The 16,518-nt window shown below is 67.4% G+C and carries 21 protein-coding genes; 11 read left to right on the forward strand and 10 right to left on the reverse strand.

Annotated features, from left to right (window positions below):
* Positions 1–218: 218 nt before the first annotated feature.
* Positions 219–749 (forward strand): hypothetical protein, encoded by a 531-nt coding sequence (locus EV650_RS14575; RefSeq protein WP_134119236.1) that lies wholly within the window; start codon positions 219–221, stop codon positions 747–749.
* Here EV650_RS14575 and EV650_RS14580 read toward each other — a convergent pair.
* The gene (locus EV650_RS14580) at positions 740–1,711 is read right to left on the reverse strand and encodes a helix-turn-helix transcriptional regulator (protein ID WP_134119238.1); all 972 of its coding nucleotides are present in this window, start codon (positions 1,709–1,711) and stop codon (positions 740–742) included. The two genes, EV650_RS14575 and EV650_RS14580, sit on opposite strands and share 10 nt — an antisense overlap.
* Before the next feature lie 54 nt (positions 1,712–1,765).
* On the opposite strand from EV650_RS14580, the gene EV650_RS14585 reads away from it, so the two are divergent.
* Complete coding sequence (locus EV650_RS14585) at positions 1,766–2,341, forward strand: TIGR03086 family metal-binding protein (RefSeq protein WP_238174210.1); 576 nt, start codon at positions 1,766–1,768, stop codon at positions 2,339–2,341.
* Here the strand turns inward: EV650_RS14585 and EV650_RS14590 are convergent.
* From EV650_RS14590 to EV650_RS14600, 3 genes are read right to left on the reverse strand one after another with little or no spacing between them, the layout of a single operon-like run.
* On the reverse strand, positions 2,338–3,090 hold the full coding sequence (locus tag EV650_RS14590) for an SDR family oxidoreductase (RefSeq protein ID WP_134119240.1): 753 nt from the start codon (positions 3,088–3,090) through the stop codon (positions 2,338–2,340). The genes EV650_RS14585 and EV650_RS14590 overlap by 4 nt on opposite strands.
* A complete protein-coding gene (locus EV650_RS14595; RefSeq protein WP_134119242.1) occupies positions 3,090–4,310 on the reverse strand; it encodes an acetyl-CoA C-acetyltransferase in 1,221 nt (406 codons plus the stop codon). Before EV650_RS14595 ends, EV650_RS14590 begins: the two co-directional genes overlap by 1 nt.
* Before the next feature lie 12 nt (positions 4,311–4,322).
* Entirely contained in the window at positions 4,323–5,468 is a 1,146-nt protein-coding gene (locus tag EV650_RS14600; RefSeq protein ID WP_134119244.1) for an acyl-CoA dehydrogenase family protein, read from the reverse strand.
* Positions 5,469–5,565: 97 nt separating this feature from the next.
* Here EV650_RS14600 and EV650_RS14605 point away from each other — a divergent pair, with 97 nt between their 5' ends.
* Positions 5,566–6,165, forward strand: coding sequence for a TetR/AcrR family transcriptional regulator (locus EV650_RS14605; protein WP_202874505.1), 600 nt, complete (start codon positions 5,566–5,568; stop codon positions 6,163–6,165).
* A 45-nt stretch (positions 6,166–6,210) separates the two neighbouring features.
* Here the strand turns inward: EV650_RS14605 and EV650_RS14610 are convergent, their stop codons facing one another.
* Complete coding sequence (locus EV650_RS14610; protein WP_134119248.1) at positions 6,211–6,780, reverse strand: YceI family protein; 570 nt, start codon at positions 6,778–6,780, stop codon at positions 6,211–6,213.
* Positions 6,781–6,920: 140 nt separating this feature from the next.
* Here EV650_RS14610 and EV650_RS14615 point away from each other — a divergent pair, with 140 nt between their 5' ends.
* Positions 6,921–7,379, forward strand: a complete 459-nt coding sequence (locus EV650_RS14615; RefSeq protein WP_134120083.1) for a MarR family winged helix-turn-helix transcriptional regulator — start codon at positions 6,921–6,923, stop codon at positions 7,377–7,379.
* 3 nt (positions 7,380–7,382) lie between these two features.
* On the opposite strand, the gene EV650_RS14620 is transcribed toward EV650_RS14615, so the two are convergent.
* Positions 7,383–8,108 (reverse strand): SDR family oxidoreductase, encoded by a 726-nt coding sequence (locus EV650_RS14620; RefSeq protein WP_134119251.1) that lies wholly within the window; start codon positions 8,106–8,108, stop codon positions 7,383–7,385.
* Between the two features lie 105 nt (positions 8,109–8,213).
* On the opposite strand from EV650_RS14620, the gene EV650_RS14625 reads away from it, so the two are divergent.
* Complete coding sequence (locus tag EV650_RS14625) at positions 8,214–9,053, forward strand: LysR family transcriptional regulator (protein ID WP_134119253.1); 840 nt, start codon at positions 8,214–8,216, stop codon at positions 9,051–9,053.
* A 10-nt stretch (positions 9,054–9,063) separates the two neighbouring features.
* Here EV650_RS14625 and EV650_RS14630 read toward each other — a convergent pair whose 3' ends face one another.
* Positions 9,064–10,428: an FAD-dependent oxidoreductase gene (locus EV650_RS14630; protein WP_134119255.1), complete on the reverse strand. Its 1,365-nt coding sequence runs from the start codon at positions 10,426–10,428 to the stop codon at positions 9,064–9,066.
* Between the two features lie 84 nt (positions 10,429–10,512).
* On the opposite strand from EV650_RS14630, the gene EV650_RS14635 reads away from it, so the two are divergent.
* The gene (locus tag EV650_RS14635; protein ID WP_134119257.1) at positions 10,513–10,959 is read left to right on the forward strand and encodes a MarR family winged helix-turn-helix transcriptional regulator; all 447 of its coding nucleotides are present in this window, start codon (positions 10,513–10,515) and stop codon (positions 10,957–10,959) included.
* A gap of 40 nt (positions 10,960–10,999) precedes the next feature.
* A complete protein-coding gene (locus EV650_RS14640) occupies positions 11,000–11,857 on the forward strand; it encodes an aminoglycoside phosphotransferase family protein (protein WP_134119259.1) in 858 nt (285 codons plus the stop codon).
* Here the strand turns inward: EV650_RS14640 and EV650_RS14645 are convergent.
* The gene (locus EV650_RS14645) at positions 11,854–12,336 is read right to left on the reverse strand and encodes an SRPBCC domain-containing protein (protein WP_134119261.1); all 483 of its coding nucleotides are present in this window, start codon (positions 12,334–12,336) and stop codon (positions 11,854–11,856) included. The genes EV650_RS14640 and EV650_RS14645 overlap by 4 nt on opposite strands.
* Positions 12,333–12,668, reverse strand: coding sequence for an ArsR/SmtB family transcription factor (locus EV650_RS14650; protein WP_134119263.1), 336 nt, complete (start codon positions 12,666–12,668; stop codon positions 12,333–12,335). Before EV650_RS14650 ends, EV650_RS14645 begins: the two co-directional genes overlap by 4 nt.
* A 136-nt stretch (positions 12,669–12,804) precedes the next feature.
* Between EV650_RS14650 and EV650_RS14655 the strand changes: the two genes are divergently transcribed.
* From EV650_RS14655 to EV650_RS14665, 3 genes are read left to right on the forward strand one after another with little or no spacing between them, the layout of a single operon-like run.
* Complete coding sequence (locus EV650_RS14655; protein ID WP_134119265.1) at positions 12,805–13,233, forward strand: DUF6325 family protein; 429 nt, start codon at positions 12,805–12,807, stop codon at positions 13,231–13,233.
* Positions 13,234–13,271: 38 nt separating this feature from the next.
* Entirely contained in the window at positions 13,272–13,598 is a 327-nt protein-coding gene (locus EV650_RS14660; protein WP_166678115.1) for an SHOCT domain-containing protein, read from the forward strand.
* Positions 13,599–13,630: 32 nt separating this feature from the next.
* Positions 13,631–14,086: a DUF6069 family protein gene (locus EV650_RS14665; RefSeq protein ID WP_134119267.1), complete on the forward strand. Its 456-nt coding sequence runs from the start codon at positions 13,631–13,633 to the stop codon at positions 14,084–14,086.
* 78 nt (positions 14,087–14,164) lie between these two features.
* On the opposite strand, the gene ettA is transcribed toward EV650_RS14665, so the two are convergent.
* Positions 14,165–15,847, reverse strand: a complete 1,683-nt coding sequence (gene ettA / locus EV650_RS14670; RefSeq protein ID WP_134119270.1) for an energy-dependent translational throttle protein EttA — start codon at positions 15,845–15,847, stop codon at positions 14,165–14,167.
* A 148-nt stretch (positions 15,848–15,995) separates the two neighbouring features.
* On the opposite strand from ettA, the gene EV650_RS14675 reads away from it, so the two are divergent.
* The gene (locus tag EV650_RS14675; protein ID WP_166678116.1) at positions 15,996–16,487 is read left to right on the forward strand and encodes a single-stranded DNA-binding protein; all 492 of its coding nucleotides are present in this window, start codon (positions 15,996–15,998) and stop codon (positions 16,485–16,487) included.
* Positions 16,488–16,518: the final 31 nt, after the last annotated feature.

Genomic DNA, 16,518 nt, shown 5'->3' on the forward strand with positions numbered 1-16,518 from the left:
CACGCCACGCATTAACAAGGAGCAACGGGATCGCAACCAGGGCGAGCGTCTCGTGATTCGGCTGTGTAGCGGACTCGTATTAGAGTGACGCGGTGCTGTCGGACTGATCGCCCCGACCGCCGGAAGTGCCATCGTGGTTGCACGCGACGGGGTCACCGGCGGCGGGGCGTCCGCATTTACCCTTGACCCGTTTCGGACGTCAGGAGTAAACAACAACCATGCAGATTACCGACGGCGCGACGGCCGCACGGACCTTCGCCGAGCTGATGGTCTCCGACGAGCCTCGCCCGGAGTACGCCGACTCCTACCAGCCGTTCGCTCCGCTGATCGGCAGCTGGGATCTCGACGTCGCCTGGTACGACGAGACCGGTGCCGTAACCCGGCGTACCAAAGGGGAATGGCACTTCGCCTGGGTGCTCGACGGACGCGCGGTAGCGGACATCTGGATCACGCCGAGTCGCGCGGCCCGCGCGACGGACGGCGATGGCGAATGGGGGTTGTCGATCCGCATCTACGATCCCGAACTGAAGGCGTTCCGCTCCACCTGGATGGGCCCGAAGGCCGCGTTCGTGATGCCGTTCGTCGCGCACGCGACCGCGGACACCATCACGCTCGAGTCGCAGACCGCGAACACCCGCTGGCAGTTCACCGGCATCACCGAGACAGGGTTCCACTGGCGCAACGAGGATGAAGATGCCGACGGCAACATCATCCTCCGGCAGACGTTCGTGGCGACCCGTCAGCCGTAGGTCGCGACCGCCGCCTCGGCCAGTTCCAGCATCCGCGCTCGCAGGTCCCCCGGCTCCAGCACCTCCAGATCACCGGCGAATCCGAGCAGCACGCCACACGCCGCTTCCCTGATCCGGAAATGCATCCGCAGATGCGGCCACTCGTCATCCGTCGGAACGTCCCGAGCCACCTCACCCTTGGCGAGCATCGGGCCGGCGATCCGCCGGATCACCTCGACCCGATCCGGTCGCACCCGGACCAGTACGTCGACGCCGACCGGCGCCTGCCGCTCGAGTCCGGACCGCAGTCGCTCCCACTCCGCGCGTACATCCAGCCCGTCAGGCCGATCCGCCGGCTCCTCGAGGATGTCGACCTGCTCGACCCGCGACACCCGATACATCCGCGCCGCCCCGCGATGCGCCGCCACGAGATACCAGCGTCCGGCCTGCTCGACCAGCCCCCACGGATCGACGGTACGACGCTGCACACCCTCACTGGCCGACGCGTACCGCAGTCGCACCCGTCTGCGCTTGACCACCGCCTGCCGCAGTACCGGCAACGCGCCGGTGTCCTCGACGTCCGCGAACCACCGCCGCCGGTCGACCACGATCGCACCGGACAACGCGTCCGCATCCCCCTGCAACTCCACCGGCAACGTCGCCGACAGCTTCCCCATCGCCGAGTGCAGCGCGTCCTGCAGCCCGAGCTCCTCCGACAACGAAGCCCGCCCCGACCAGGCGAACAGCGCCTGTGCCTCCCGCGGCGTCAACTCGCTGACATCGGCGCGATACCCAGGCAGCAACACACATCCCCCGTTGCGCCCACGCTCGGAGTACACCGGTACGCCGGCCGCCGACAACGCCTCCATGTCCCGCATGACCGTCCGCGACGACACCTCGAGCCGCTCGGCCAGGTCCCGCGCGCTCAATCGCTCATGCCGCTGCAGCAACAAGATGATCTGCAACAACCGGTCCGCTCGCATGAGTTCAACAATATGCGACAGAAGATGTCGCATATACCCCGCGAAGCTGTCTGCATGAACAACTTCGCGAACGACCCCCGTCCGATGTTCGTCCTCGCGCTGGACCAGACCCAGGCGATGATCGACACCGTCGGCGCCGACGAGCTGACCCTGCCGACCCCGTGCCCGGACTACGACGTCCGCACCCTGCTCGGCCACCTGCTCACCGTGGCCGGCCGGATCAACCTCGCCCTGACCGGCGGCAACCCGTTGGACCTCCCAACGGTCACCACCGGCGTCGACGACGTACCGTCCGCCTGGAAGGAACGCCGTACGGCGATCGACGGAACGCTGGCCGACGACGGCGTACTCGGGCGGATCTGCACGCTGCCGTGGGGAACCCTGCCCGGAGCAGCAGCCATCGGCGCCTATACCGGCGAGCTCACCACCCACTCGTGGGACCTCGCGAAGGCAACCGGCCGCACCGATCTCCTGGACGACTCACTCGCCGTCTACTGCCTGCCCCTGGTCCAACGAGCCATCCCGGCCGAACCCCGCGGCGGACACGTCCCCTTCGGCACCGTCGTACAGGTCGCCGACAACGCGACCCCGTACGCCCAACTGGCTGCCTGGCAAGGCCGCCAGCCCTAAGCGATGCCGCCGTTCAGCATCAGGCCGCCGTCGATGGTGATGGTCTGACCGGTGATCCACGACGCCTCGTCGGACAGCAGGAACCAGACCAGCGACGCGACGTCCTCCGGCAGACCCAACCGACCCAGCGGGTACGTCGACGCGACCTTGTCCTCACGTCCTTCGTAGAGGGCTCCGGCGAACTTGGTCTTGACCACCGCCGGGGCCACGGCGTTCACCCGGATCTCCGGAGCCAGCTCGACAGCCAGCTCCTGAGTGACCCGGGACAGCATCGCCTTGGTCGCGCCGTACCACCCGATGCCAGGCGACGGGCCTAGACCGGCGACCGAGGACAGGTTGACCACAGCACCGCCGTGCGCGCGCATCCACGCGTCCCGGCAGGCCTTCACCCAAGCGATCGCGGCCAGCACGTTGGTGTCGACCATCTTGGCCGCGACCGTCTGGTCGACGTCGAGCAGCTTCCCGTAGATCGGGTTGATACCGGCGTTGTTCACCAGCAGATCCACCGACCCGTACGTCGCCACCGCCGCGGCAACCACCGCCCCGCGATGGGTGGGATCCGCCGCCTTGCCGGCCACCGCGAGCGCGTGCTTGCGGCCACCCAGGGACTCGACAGCCTCGTCGAGCGTCTCCTGGGTCCGGCCGGTGATGACGACGCGAGCGCCGTCTGCAACCAGACGCTGCGCAATCGCCAGCCCGATCCCCCGGGACGCCCCGGTGACGATCGCCGTACGGTTCTCCAGGCTCATCAGCTCAGGCGCTCGAGGACGACTGCCATGCCCTGGCCACCGCCGACGCACATGGTCTCGAGGCCGAACTGCTTGTCCTCGAACTGCAGCCCGTTCACCAGCGTGGTCATGATCCGCGCACCGGTCGACCCGAACGGGTGGCCGAGCGCGATCGCGCCGCCGTGCACGTTCAGCTTGTCCTCGTCGATGCCGAGCTCACGCGCCGATCCGATCACCTGAACGGCGAACGCCTCGTTGATCTCGACCAGGTCGATGTCGTTGATGCCCATCCCGGCCCGGGCCAGCGCCTGCTTCGACGCCTCGACCGGACCGAGGCCCATGATCTCCGGCGAAAGACCGCTCACCCCGGTCGACACGATCCGCGCCAGCGGAGTCAGGCCGAGCTCACGGGCCTTGGTGTCGCTCATGATCACGACCGCCGCGGCGCCGTCGTTCAGCGGGCAGCAGTTGCCGGCCGTGACCGTGCCGTCGGGCCGGAACACCGGCTTCAGCCCGGACACACCTTCGAGCGTCGTACCCGCCCGCGGTCCGTCGTCCTTGCTGATCACGGTGCCGTCGGGCAGCGTCACCGGTGTGATCTCGCGCTCGAAGAAGCCGTTGCCGATCGCCTTCTCGGCCAGATTCTGCGAGCGGACGCCGAACACGTCCTGCTCTTGCCGCGTGATGCCCCGCAGCGTCGCGACGTTCTCCGCCGTCTGGCCCATCGCGATGTAGATGTCCGGGATCTGCCCGTCCGCGCGCGGATCGTGCCAGGTGTCGTTGGTCTCGGCGTACTTCTCCGTCCGCGCGACCGCGTCGGTGAAGACCGGGTTGAATGCGCTCGGATCGCCGACCCCGGCCGAGCCGAAGTTCTTGTACCGCGACACGCACTCGACGCCGGCGCTGACGAAGATGTCGCCTTCACCGGACTTGATCGCGTGGAAGGCCATCCGGGCGGTCTGCGTCGACGACGCGCAGAACCGGTTCACCGTGGTCGCCGGCGTGTTGTCCCAGCCGAGCTGCACCGCGACCCGGCGGGCCATGTTGCCGCCGTGCTCGTCGTGCGGCTCCGCGCACCCGAGCGCGAGGTCCTCGATCTGGTCGCCGGTCAGCCCGGCCTTCTCGACCGCCGCCTTGATCATCTGTACGGCGAGGTCGTCCGGCCGGATCGTGGTCAGCGACCCCTTGAACGCGCGGCCGATCGGCGAGCGGGCCGTGGACACGATGACTGCTTCAGGCATTGCCGGTCCTTCCTAGAGGCCGAGATCCCGGCCGATGAGTTCCTTCATGATCTCGTTCGAGCCGGCCCAGATCTTCGTCACCCGGGCGTCGCGCCAGGCGCGGGCCACCCGGTACTCGTTCATGTAGCCATACCCACCATGCAGCTGCACGCACGCATCCAGTACTTCGTTCTGCACGTGGGCGCTCCACCACTTGGTCTTGGCGGCATCCACCGCGGACAGCCGGTCCTCGTCGTGCGCGACCACGCCGTTGTCGACGTACGCCTGGGTGACCTCGACCTTGGTGACCAGCTCGGCGATCAGGAACTTGTTGTACTGGAACGAGCCGACCGACTGGCCGAACGCCTTGCGCTGCTTCACGTACTCGATCGTCTCGTGCAGGATCTGGGTCGCGTGCGCGATGTTCGACACGGCGGCGCCGATCCGCTCCTGGGCCAGCCGCTCCATCATGTGGATGAAGCCGCGGTCGAGCTCGCCGAGCACGTTGTCGTCGGCGATGAACAGGTCCTCGAAGAACAGCTCCGACGTACCCGACTCGGTCTGGCCGACCTTGTCCAGCTTCCGGCCGCGCGCGAAGCCCTCCATCCCCTCCTCGACCACGAACAGCGTGATGCCCTTCGCGCCCTTCGACGGGTCGGTCCGGGCGGCGACGATGACCAGGTCGGCCATGTCGCCGTTCGTGATGAAGGTCTTCGAGCCGTTCAGCACCCAGCCGCCGTCGGCCTTCTTCGCGGTCGTCTTCAACGCGGCCAGGTCGGAGCCACCGGACGGCTCGGTCATCCCGATCGCGGCGACGTACTCACCGGAGCAGAACTTGGGCAGCCAGCGCTGCTTCTGCTCCTCGGTGCCGAGGTCGACGAAGTACGGCGCGGCGCAGTCGTAGTGGATGCCGAAGCAGCTCGACAGCGACGCGGAGACCTTCGAGACCTCCTCGGCGAACACCTGGTTGAACCGGTAGTCGCCGACGCTCGAACCGCCGTACTCCTCCGGCACGTCCAGCCCGAGGAAACCCTGCTTGCCGGCCTCCAGCCAGGCGGCCCGATCGATCGTCTTCTCCTCGAGGAACTGCTCCATCCGCGGCACCAGCGACCGATCGCAGTACTCCTTCGCACTGGCCCGGAAGGCATGGTGATCCTCGTTGAAGATGACGCGATCCATCTGTGGCCTCCCCGATTCGAGACAAGTGGCGCAGTATCTAATTCATCGCATGGCTAAGCGCTTGCTTAGCTTCACTCTTTCGGTGCATGGTGTCAACGTGTCCGCAGTCACGAGTCCCCTGGTTTGGGAGCATGTCCAGCCGGCCGCCGCGCGCCGGCTGCTGACCGGCGCCGTCGACGCCTTCGCCGAACGCGGCTACCAGGCCACGACGACCCGCGACATCGCATCCCGTGCCGGGATGAGTCCGGCCGCGCTCTACGTGCATTACCCGTCGAAGGAGCGCCTGCTCTTCGAGATCAGCCTCTACGGCCACAATGCGGCCCTGGAGGTACTGCGCTCTGCCGACACCGGCCCGACTCCGGCCGACCGACTGCGCTCGCTCGTCGCCGCGTTCACCGCCTGGCACGCGGAGCACCACACGATCGCCCACGTGGTCCAGTACGAGCTCGCAGCCCTCTCCCCCGAGCACCTGGCCGAGGTGGCGACGATTCGTCGCGCCATCTCCGCGCAGATCGAGGGCGTCCTGGCAGACGGCGTACAGGACGGATCGTTCGCCGTCGACGACCTGCCTGGCACGACTCTCGCCGTACTGTCGCTGTCGATCGACGTCGCTCGCTGGTACACACCCCATCGCGGCGAGCCTGCTGCCCTCGGCAAGCTGTACGCCGACCTCGCGCACCGAATGGTCCAGGCATGACGAAGCCCCGCATCCAACTGGATACGGGGCTTGAGTCGTGGTGCGTCAGACCTGCAGGGCAGCCTGGACGTCGAGGTGGATGTCCACCTTGTCGCCGATCAGGAGCTTGCCACCCTCGAGCGGGACGTTGAAGTCGATGCCCCACTCCTTGCGGCTGATCGAGGTGGAGGCCTCGAAGCCGATGATGGTCTGGCCGTAGGCGTTCTGGTCGACGCCGAGGAACTCGACACCGAGCTCGACCGGCTTGGTGACGTCCTTGATGGTCAGCTCGCCGGCCAGGACGTAGTCGTCGCCCTCAGCCTTGATCGCGGTGCTGACGAAAGTCATCTTCGGGCTGTTCTCGGCGTCGAAGAAGTCGCCGGAGCGCAGGTGCCCGTCGCGCTGCTCGTTGCGGGTGTGCACGGAGCCGAGCTCGATCGTGACGTTGGTCGCGGACTCCTCGATGGTGTCCTTGACAACGATCTCGCCGCTGAACTCCTGGAAGGTGCCGCGGACCTTGGTCATCAGGTGCCGGACGGTGAAGCCGATCTCGGTGTGCGCCGTGTCGATGGCGTAGGTGCCGGCGACCAGGCCGGGGATGGTGCTGGTCACGGTGCCGGTGGTGGTGTCGCTCATGAGGTCCTCTCGGGAAGGCGTTCGTACTGGTCGGGGGCGACGCAGCCAGGTCTATAGTTAAAACTTCAACCGATGACTACGACGGTAGACAGTAACTGTTTAAAAGTCAACTACATTCCCGGTACACTGTTCTCGTGACGATGGAGACTGAGACTCGGTGGCTGAACGCCGAGCAGCAGGTGGCGTGGCGTGCGTACCTGCTGGGCACCGCACGCCTGATGGCCAAGCTGGATGAGGACCTGCGCCGGTTCGGCATCGGCATCAACGACTACGAGATCCTGGTCCGGCTCTCCGAGGCCCCCGACCGACGGCTGCGGATGGCCGACCTGGCCGACCGGCTGCACCAGAGCCGGTCGCGCCTGACCCACACCGTCGGCCGACTCGAGGCCGGCGACCTGGTCCGCCGTACGTCGTGCACTAGCGACAAGCGCGGCGTCTGGGCCGAGCTGACCGAGGCGGGCTTCGGTCTGCTCGAGCAGGCCGCGCCGTACCACGTCGACGGCGTCAGGGAGAACCTGGTCGACCTGGCCACCCAGGAGGACTTCGCTGCTGTCGGCCGCGTGTTCGACTCCGTCTCGGAGCACATCGGCCAGCGCTAGCTGTTACCACGGGACCGTGCCGGCGTCGTCGAAGAATCCGCCGGTGGGTCCGCCGTCGGGCAGGGTCGCGAGGTGAATCGCGATGGCCGCGCCCTGTTGTGGTGTGCGAACGCCCCGGAAGCCGTTGAGGTCGGTGGCGGTGAATCCGGGGCAGCCGGAGTTGACCAGGATGTTGGTGTCGCCCAGTTCCTTGGCATATTGGACGGTGAGGGCGTTGAGGAAGGTCTTCGAGGCCAAGTAGGCGGCGGGAGCCGGACCCATGTCGACATCGGGTGCGGTTTGCAGGGCGAGCGAGCCGACGCTGCTGGACAGGTTGACGATTCGCGGTGATGCCGAGCCGCGCAGCATCGGCAGCATCGCGTTGGTGACCCGGATGACGCCGATCACGTTGGTTTCCACGACAGCTCGCACGGTCGCGGGCTCGAGCGTGGTGGGTGTCTGTGGCACGCGGCCGGTGATCGCGGCATTGTTGACCAGGACGTCGAGCCCGCCGGCATGGCCTGCGATCAACTCGGCCGCAGCGGCCACACTTGCATCATCGGTTACGTCGAGCGGTACGCCGAACGCGTCGGTCCCGTCCGCGCGCAGCTTCTCCACCGCGGTCTCGCGGCGTTCTTGATCCCTCGCGCCGACACCGATTCGCCAGCCAAGGGCGCCCAGGCCTGCGGCGATCTCGTATCCGATTCCTTTGTTCGCGCCGGTCACCAGCGCGACAGTCCGTTCACTCATGCCGTCGATCATGTTGCGGACTCGGTCGGGGCGTCCAAGACCGGTCGGGTGGGCGGCGATACCGCACGGGTATTGGTCGTGGTCAGCGCTGGATACGATGAGCTGGTGGAGACGCGGGAGTTGCGATACTTCGTCGCCGTCGCCGAGGAGTTGCATTTCGGGCGGGCGGCAGAACGGCTCGCGATGGCGCAACCACCGTTGTCGCGGGCGATCCAGCAGCTCGAACGGCGACTCGGAGTCGTTCTGCTGCACCGCACTACTCGCGCAATCACCTTGACCGAGGCCGGGTCGGTGCTGCTGCGGGAGGCCCGGACCGCGCTCGACGCGGTCGAAGCCGCCGAGCGGCGCACCCGCCGCGCCGCGGCCGACCAGCCGGGTGTGGTGCTGGCCGCCAAGGCCGGAGCGTCCACGGAACTGTTGTCGAAGCTTCTGGACGCCTACGCCGCTGAACCGGGCGCCGTGGCCGTCGAGATGATGCTGTGCGGGCCCGGCGAGCCGGAAAGTCTGCTCCGCACCGGGCGTGCCGACGTTGCCCTGCTCCACCGGCCCTACGACACGACAGTCGGATTCGACACCGAGGATCTGCACACCGAGCAGCAGGTCGCGGTCCTTCCCGCGGGGCATCCCCTCGCCAACCGATCCCACCTGTCGATGGCCGAGGTCAACGCCCTGACGGACCTGCCCCTGCCACGCTGGCCCCGACGGGATGGGAGTTATCCCGACGGCCCCGGCCCGCAGGTTCGCGACCATACCCAGTTGACCCAGCTGATCACACTCGGTCGGGCCTGCGCGCTCATGCCCGAGTCACTCCGAGCCCAGCTAGGCGACGGTCACGCCATCGTGCCGGTGCCGGACGCGCCGGCCGTCACGACCGTCATCGCGTGGCCACCACACAGCAGGTCCAAAGCCGTTGCCGACCTCGTCCACACCGCGACACGCCTCTGATCGACACCGCTTAACTGGCTGCGCGGCTGGTGATCTCCAACGTCAGCTCGTCGCGGTCGGCGCCGCGGTAGGCCAGCATCGAGTCGCGCATCCGCCGCTTGACCGGCGGCAGGTGGTTGACCGTGCGCATCGCCGTACGCATGCCGGCCAGCGCCACGCGTCCGATCACCGGCTTGTGCACCGGGTCGGCCGAGGTCATCTGCGCCCGCGACTTGATCACCGCGTCGAAGCCGTACTCGATCATCTTGGCCTCGTACTCGTTGACGGCCGGGATCAGCTCCCGGCGACCGTCGCGGACGTCGATCAGTGCGCGGCAGAGGTTCACGGCGTCGCGGAGCGCGGTGTTCGCACCCACGCCGCGGCCCGGAGTCATGGTGTGGATCGCGTCACCCAGCAGGGTCACGTTCGTGGTCTTCCACGGCTCCAGCGGGACCGAGGTCCAGATGTTCACCGGGAAACAGGTGCCCGGATCGGTCAGCTCGAACAGGCGACGCAGGTTCGGGTTCCAGTCCGGGGTGACCTTCAGCGCGACCTCGACGAGCTCCTCGCCGCGCATCTCCATGATGTTCGCCGGCAGCTTGTCTTTGGTTGCCGACAGCCCCCAGTTGATGTAGTCGCGGGTGTTGTCGAACTGCAGGCCCGGCCAGTGCCGGATCAGCTCCTCGGTATTGCCGCCGATCCCGCTCTTCACCCGGCCGTCGCGGTCCCACCGGAACTCCATCACGTGCAGGATGCAGGCGAATCCGCGCGGCGCCTGGACGATCGAGATGCCCTCGAACACCTTCGGCGACACGAGTTTCGCGCTCTCGTCGGTGATCGGCAGCTTGCCGGCGATCGCGACGATGCCGGTCTCCTCGGTCTTCGCCTGCGGCAGGTATTGACGCCGTACCCGGGAGCCTGAACCGTCGGCGGCGACGAGAAGATCACCAGTGGCGCTCGTACCGTCAGCGAAGTACGCCGTGACCTGGTCGCCGTGTTGCTCGAACCGGGTGAACTCCTTGCCGAACTCGACCACGTCGTCCAGCCCGGTCAGCAGGATCTGGCGCAGCGTCATCCGGCTGATCGACTTCTCACTCTCGATCGGGTCCGTCGACGGCGGGATCTCCATCGACATCACCACTTTGAGGTCCTCGGTCAGAATGTTGAAGTACTTCGGGTCGCGGGCCTTGGTGGCCACGAACGTGTCGTACAACTCCGTCGGCAGCAGCGCATGCAGCGCCCGGCTGCCATCGGGGTCGATACCGACCCGGTAGCCGTGCAGACCGTCGGTCCGCAGCGCGTCGCGCTCGAACACGGTCACCTCGATCCCGGCCCGCTGCAGACCGTGGGCCAGCGCGAGCCCGCCGGTCCCGCCGCCAATCACCAGCACCTTCATTTTTCTCTCGCTCTCTCAAGTATCTTGGTAAATCGAGTATCTTGGAGATCCGAGAGAAAAGCAAGCTCTATGCTGAGGCGGACCATGACCAGTACCCGTGATGAGCTCACCGGCGAGATCCAGCAGCGGCTGATCCGATTCATCGCCGAGGTGGTGCTGTACAACCAGGCGGTCTCCGCCAAGGTCGGTCTCGGCGCGAGCGACTCCCAGTTCATGACGCTGCTGCAGACGTACGGCCCGCTGACACCGCGGCAGCTCGCCGAACACACGGGCCTCACGTCCGGCACGGTCACCGGCGTCATCGACCGCCTCGAGTCGCACGGCTTCGTCACCCGCAAGCCTGACCCCGGCGACCGGCGCAAGGTGGTCGTCACGCCGTCGATGGAGGCGATCCAGGAGAAGCTCGTCCCGCTGTACGCCGACCAGGGCGCGCAGATGCAGCAACTCCTGGCGACCCGGTCTGTGGACGAGCTCCGGGTCATCCTGGCGTTTCTCACCGACTCGGTCGACAACGCTGTAGCCCCGGACTAAAGCCTTTGAGACCCGCGACGCCTTCCGAGACGCTTGCGCGGTGACGGAATTCCACGAGGACGGCCGGGCCGGCATCGACGCGGACCTGGTACGGCGACTGATCGCGCAGCAGTTCCCGCAGTGGGCCGACCTTGCGGTGACGCCGGTCAAGGTCGACGGCTGGGACAACCGGACGTACCGCCTCGGTTCCGAGCTGACCGCGCGCCTGCCAACGGCCGCCGCCTACGTGCCGGCCGTGGACAAGGAGCACGAGTGGCTGCCGGTGCTCGCGCCTTACCTGCCGGTCGAGATCCCGACCGCGATTGCCAAGGGCGCGCCGGGCGAGGGATACCCGTATCCCTGGGCGATCCGGCGCTGGATCGACGGCCGGACCGCATCAACCGACACCGTGACCGACCTGCCTGCCTTCGCGCGTGCGATCGCGGACTTCATCCTGGCGCTGCAGAGCGTCGACGCGACCGGCGGACCGCTTGCGGGCGAGCACAGCTTCTACCGCGGCGCGTCGCTGAAGCACTACCACGACGAGACGGTCGAGGCGCTCGGCGTACTGAAGGACCGCATCGACGCGGACCTCGCGGGTGAGGTGTGGGACGCCGCTCTGGCGTCAACGTGGGATCGGCCGCCGATGTGGTTCCACGGTGACATCGCGAGCGGCAATCTCCTTGTGCAGGACGGCCGCCTGTCCGCGGTCATCGACTTCGGTACGTCGGGCGTCGGCGATCCGGCCTGTGATCTCGTGATCGCCTACACGTTCTTCTCCGGCGAGTCACGTTCCGCCTTCCGCGACGCCGTACAGCAGGACTCGGCAACCTGGGCTCGCGCCCGCGGCTGGGCCTTGTGGAAGGCACTCATCACCGAAGACATCCCAACCATCCAGACCGTGCTGGAGGACCACTAACGCGCGGCCTCGTTCTCCGCGACTGCGGCGAGCTGCTTGGTGACCGTACCCCAGCCGTCGGCGAACCCGAGTTCGGCGTGACGTGCCCGGCTCGCCGGATCACCATGCCGTACGACGATCCGGTAGTCCGTACCGTCCGGATGATCGGCCAGCAGGACCTCGGCCGTCATCGCGATCGGCTGCGGACTCACGGGACGCCAGTTGCTGTCGATCGCATTCGTGAACACGATCCGCTCGAGCTCGTCGGCCACCAGAATCACCGCATCCAGATGCGGCCCGAACAGCGCCCCGTCATCGCTCAGCTGCGTTACCATCCCGCCGCCTGGGCGAATCTCTAGGCGCTCGACCCGGCAGACCGCCGGCGCCGGCACCCACCACTGCTCGAACTGCGCCGGGTCCGTCCACGCCTTCCAGACGGTCGCCCGCGGGGCACGGATGATCCGCTCCACGGTCAGGTCGAGCTCGGGATCAAGATTCATGACTCCTCCATCGGTTCTGTGACGAGGCTTTCCAGCCGATCGGTTCGGTCTTCCCAAGTCCGGCGCTGCTCGGCGAGCCAGTCGTCCACCAGCGCCAGCCGGTCGCGATTCAGCACACAGGTCCGCACCCGGCCGACCTTGACCGTGCGGATCAGGCCGTTCGACTCCAGCGTCCGGACGTGCTTCATGAACGACGGCAGCGTGATCGGGAAGTCCGCCGCGAGCTCACCCACACTCGTCGGCCCGCGACCGAGCCGCCGGATCACGCTGCGCCGGGTCGGGTCGGCGAGCGCCACGAACACGCCGTCCACCTCAGCCGAATACTGTGCCATGAGGCTAAGTATTGCCTGCTCCGATAGTTAGCGCAAGGGCTAACTATCGCGAGATCCTCACCCCGTGGGGGTGAGGTGGACGTCCCGTCGCCGGAACTAGGGTGCGCCGTGGAGGTCGTCTGCTGAGGGAGGCAACATGGCCGGCATCGGGCCTGTCGAGTACGTGGTGATCGAGTTTCCCGGGAACCGCTTCAAGGGTGAGATCGTGCCGGTCCTCGCCGAGCTGGTCGACAACGAGTTGGTCCGCATTCTCGACGTCGCCTTCATCAAGAAGGACGCCGACGAGACCGTGACCATGTTCGAGTACGACGGCCTGGACGAGGTCCTCGAGTTCGGCTTCGCCGCCGTCGACGGCGCGGCCGGCGGGCTACTGAGCGACGAAGATCTCCGAATGGCGGCCGAGGTCCTCGCACCCGACAGCTCGGCGGCCCTGCTGGTCTGGGAGGACCGCTGGGCGGCGCGACTCGCGCAGACGATTCGGGACGCGGGTGGCCGGATCACGACCGGCGAACGGATTCCGCCGGAGATCGTAGAGAAGGCGCTGGCAGACATCGAGGCCGGCTGACGAATGTGCCCGCAGCGACGGGCAGAAAGGAGGCGGCGATGTTCCGACGTCGAGTCGGGAGAGCCGGCCGTCCAGGTCTGATCAGCACGATGGCCCGTACGGCGGTCGTCGCCGGTACGGCGAGCGCTGTCGCCGGCGGGGTTTCGCGGCAGCAGCAGGCAAGGGCACAGCAAGAAGCCGACGCGGAGGCCTACCGGCAGCAGCAGGCGATGGCCGCGCAGCAGCCTCCGGTCCAGCCGTCCGCCGCCGCGCCGCCGGTGATGGATGTGGTGGCGCAACTGAAGGAACTCGCGGCACTGAAGGAACAGGGCATCCTCACCGAGGAAGAGTTCGCCACGCAGAAGGCCCGCGTCCTGCGGTCCTGATCCACACCCGACTACCTGAGCGAGTGGTCCAGATGCAGCCTTACCAGCCCGGTGACGCCGCGACGCGGCCCGCCGTCGACGTCAGACGGTTGTGGTCGGGCGGCCTGGCCACAGCGCTGGTGGCCGCCCTCGTCGCGGTCGTCGGCGTGGTGATCGCCCGCGGCATCCTCGACATCCCGGTCCTGGCACCTGAGGGCTCCGGAACCTTCGGCGATGCCACTACCGGCGGCCTGGCCCTCGCCGCGGCCGCGGCCGCACTGGTGGCCACAGCGCTGATCCACCTGCTCCTGCTCTCCACACCGCGGCCGTTCGCGTTCTTCGATTGGATCGTCGGACTGGTGACCGTGCTGGCGGCCGCCTTCCCGTTCAGCTTCGATGCCGAGCTCGATGCGAAGGTGGCCACCGCGATCATCAACGTTCTCATCGGGATCGCGATCGGCACTCTCACCAGCGGCGCGGCCAGACGGTCGCTAAGACGACGCGGCTGAGAACTCGACCTCACCCGTCAGGGGTGAGATCGAGTTTCCGTAGTCGTCGGCCAGCGCGGCGCCGCGTCGGCCGTCCGGTCAGTCGCGGGTGAGCTTCCGGTGCGTGACGCGGTGCGGACGGGCCGCCTCCGGGCCGAGGCGCTCGACCTTGTTCGCCTCGTACGACGCGAAGTTGCCCTCGAACCAGAACCACTTGGCCGGGTCGTCGTCCGTGCCCTCCCAGGCGAGGATGTGAGTCGCCACCCGGTCCAGGAACCACCGGTCGTGGGACACGACCACGGCACAGCCCGGGAACTCCAGCAGCGCATCCTCCAGCGACTGCAGGGTCTCGACGTCCAGGTCGTTGGTCGGCTCGTCGAGCAGCAGCAGGTTGCCGCCCATCTTCAGCGTCAGCGCCAGGTTCAGCCGGTTCCGCTCACCGCCGGACAGCACGCCGGTCGGCTTCTGCTGATCCGGGCCCTTGAAGCCGAACGAAGCGACGTACGCCCGGCTCGGCATCTCGAAGTTCGCGACCTTGATGAAGTCGAGCCCGTCGGACACCATCTCCCAGACCGTCTTCTTCGGGTCCAGACCGCCGCGGGACTGGTCGACGTACGAGATCTTGACCGTGTCGCCGAGCTTCAGGCTGCCCGCGTCCGGCTGCTCCTCGCCGACGATCATCCGGAACAGCGTGGACTTACCGACGCCGTTCGGACCGACGACGCCGACGATGCCGGCCCGGGGCAGCGAGAAGCTCAGCCCGTCGAACAGCGTGCGGTCGCCGAAGCCCTTGACCAGCTTGTTCGCCTCGAGGACCGTACTGCCCAGGCGCGGACCACCCGGGATGTTGATCTCGTCGATGTCGAGCTTCTTGGACCGCTCGGCCTCGGCCGCCAACTCCTCGTACCGCTGCAGACGGGCCTTGCTCTTGGACTGCCGGCCCTTCGCGTTCGACCGGACCCACTCGAGCTCGCGCTCCAGGATCTTCTGCCGCTTCGCGTCCTTCTGGCCCTCGACCACGAGCCGCTGCTGCTTGGTCTCCAGGTACTTCGAGTAGTTGCCCTCGTAGCCGTAGGTCCGGCCGCGGTCGAGCTCGAGGATCCACTCGGCCACGTTGTCGAGGAAGTACCGGTCGTGGGTGATCGCCATGACGGCGCCCGGGTACTTCTGCAGGTGCGACTCGAGCCACTGCACCGACTCGGCGTCCAGGTGGTTGGTGGGCTCGTCGAGCAGCAGCAGATCGGGCTGCGCCAGCAGCAGTTTGCACAGCGCGACCCGGCGGCGCTCACCACCGGAAAGCTTGTCCACCAGCACCTCGGGCGGCGGGCAGCGCAGCGCGTCCATCGCCTGCTCCAGCTGCGCGTCGATGTCCCAGGCGTTGCGGTGGTCCAGCTCGGTCTGCAGGTCACCCATCTCGGCCAGCAGCGTGTCGTAGTCCGCGTCCGGATCGGCCAGCTCGGCGGAGATCTCGTTGAAGCGGTCCAGCTTCTGCTTGGTGTCGCCGACGCCTTCCTCGACGTTCTCCAGCACGGTCTTGCCCTCGGTCAGCGGCGGCTCCTGCAGCAGGATCCCGACCGTCGCGCCCTCCGCCAGCCGAGCCTCGCCGTTGGAGGGCTGGTCGAGCCCCGCCATGATCTTGAACAGCGACGACTTGCCGGTGCCGTTCGGCCCGACCACGCCGATCTTCGCGCCAGTGAGGAAGTTCAGCGTGACGTTGTCGAGAACGACCTTGTCGCCGTGTGCCTTCCGGACGTTGCGAAGGGTGTAGATGAATTCCGCCATACCCCAGAGCCTATGTGCTCGACCCCGTCGAATCCCAACCAGCCCTGAGGTTGTCCACAGCCGCGAACCTCACGGTGCCGGGTGGGGCGGGAGCGGTGCATCTTCTCCGGTGACAGCGCATCCCGCGATCGATCGGAAGGCGGCCATCATGAGCCTCGGCGAAACCTACGTGACAGTTCTCGGCTGGGTCGGCAGCGACCCCGACTTCAAGGAGGTCGGCCAGGTCCCGCATGCGACCTTCCGGATGGCCTCGACCCCACGCCAGTGGGAGAAGACTCTCCAGCGGTACGTCGACAAGCCGACGACCTGGTTCACCGTCGACTGCTGGCGACTCCTTGCCCAGAACGCGTTCGACTCCATCCATGTCGGCCAGCCGATCATCGTTACCGGCCGACTGCGCACCCACGAGTGGACCAACCAGGCCGGCGAGCCACACAGTCGCGTGATCCTGGAGGCCTTCTCCATCGGCCACGACCTGACCCGCGGTACGACGACCTTCACCAAGAACCCGCCTCGCCCCGAGGCGGCTTTGACCGAAGCAGCTGAGACGACGGCGACGCCTTTTCCGGCCGACGAGTACTCGGCCGCTCCGCTCCCCCTGTCCGCGACCGCAGAGCCGGTGGAAGCGGAGGCAGCGTGATTATCTCACCCTTGACTTATATAAGCCCTGC

Origin of the sequence: Kribbella kalugense (genome assembly GCF_004365875.1) — a bacterium.
GTDB classification, from domain to species: Bacteria; Actinomycetota; Actinomycetes; order Propionibacteriales; family Kribbellaceae; genus Kribbella; species Kribbella kalugense.

Bases quoted from the DNA above. Each gene is read 5' to 3' on its own strand.
- EV650_RS14575 (WP_134119236.1), top strand. From the start codon at position 219: ATGCAGATTACCGACGGCGCGACGGCCGCACGGACCTTCGCCGAGCTG.
- EV650_RS14580 (WP_134119238.1), bottom strand. From the start codon at position 1,711: ATGCGAGCGGACCGGTTGTTGCAGATCATCTTGTTGCTGCAGCGGCAT.
- EV650_RS14585 (WP_238174210.1), top strand. From the start codon at position 1,766: ATGAACAACTTCGCGAACGACCCCCGTCCGATGTTCGTCCTCGCGCTG.
- EV650_RS14590 (WP_134119240.1), bottom strand. From the start codon at position 3,090: ATGAGCCTGGAGAACCGTACGGCGATCGTCACCGGGGCGTCCCGGGGG.
- EV650_RS14595 (WP_134119242.1), bottom strand. From the start codon at position 4,310: ATGCCTGAAGCAGTCATCGTGTCCACGGCCCGCTCGCCGATCGGCCGC.
- EV650_RS14600 (WP_134119244.1), bottom strand. From the start codon at position 5,468: ATGGATCGCGTCATCTTCAACGAGGATCACCATGCCTTCCGGGCCAGT.
- EV650_RS14610 (WP_134119248.1), bottom strand. From the start codon at position 6,780: ATGAGCGACACCACCACCGGCACCGTGACCAGCACCATCCCCGGCCTG.
- EV650_RS14615 (WP_134120083.1), top strand. From the start codon at position 6,921: ATGGAGACTGAGACTCGGTGGCTGAACGCCGAGCAGCAGGTGGCGTGG.
- EV650_RS14620 (WP_134119251.1), bottom strand. From the start codon at position 8,108: ATGAGTGAACGGACTGTCGCGCTGGTGACCGGCGCGAACAAAGGAATC.
- EV650_RS14630 (WP_134119255.1), bottom strand. From the start codon at position 10,428: ATGAAGGTGCTGGTGATTGGCGGCGGGACCGGCGGGCTCGCGCTGGCC.
- EV650_RS14635 (WP_134119257.1), top strand. From the start codon at position 10,513: ATGACCAGTACCCGTGATGAGCTCACCGGCGAGATCCAGCAGCGGCTG.
- EV650_RS14645 (WP_134119261.1), bottom strand. From the start codon at position 12,336: ATGAATCTTGATCCCGAGCTCGACCTGACCGTGGAGCGGATCATCCGT.
- EV650_RS14650 (WP_134119263.1), bottom strand. From the start codon at position 12,668: ATGGCACAGTATTCGGCTGAGGTGGACGGCGTGTTCGTGGCGCTCGCC.
- EV650_RS14655 (WP_134119265.1), top strand. From the start codon at position 12,805: ATGGCCGGCATCGGGCCTGTCGAGTACGTGGTGATCGAGTTTCCCGGG.
- EV650_RS14660 (WP_166678115.1), top strand. From the start codon at position 13,272: ATGTTCCGACGTCGAGTCGGGAGAGCCGGCCGTCCAGGTCTGATCAGC.
- EV650_RS14665 (WP_134119267.1), top strand. From the start codon at position 13,631: ATGCAGCCTTACCAGCCCGGTGACGCCGCGACGCGGCCCGCCGTCGAC.
- ettA (WP_134119270.1), bottom strand. From the start codon at position 15,847: ATGGCGGAATTCATCTACACCCTTCGCAACGTCCGGAAGGCACACGGC.
- EV650_RS14675 (WP_166678116.1), top strand. From the start codon at position 15,996: ATGAGCCTCGGCGAAACCTACGTGACAGTTCTCGGCTGGGTCGGCAGC.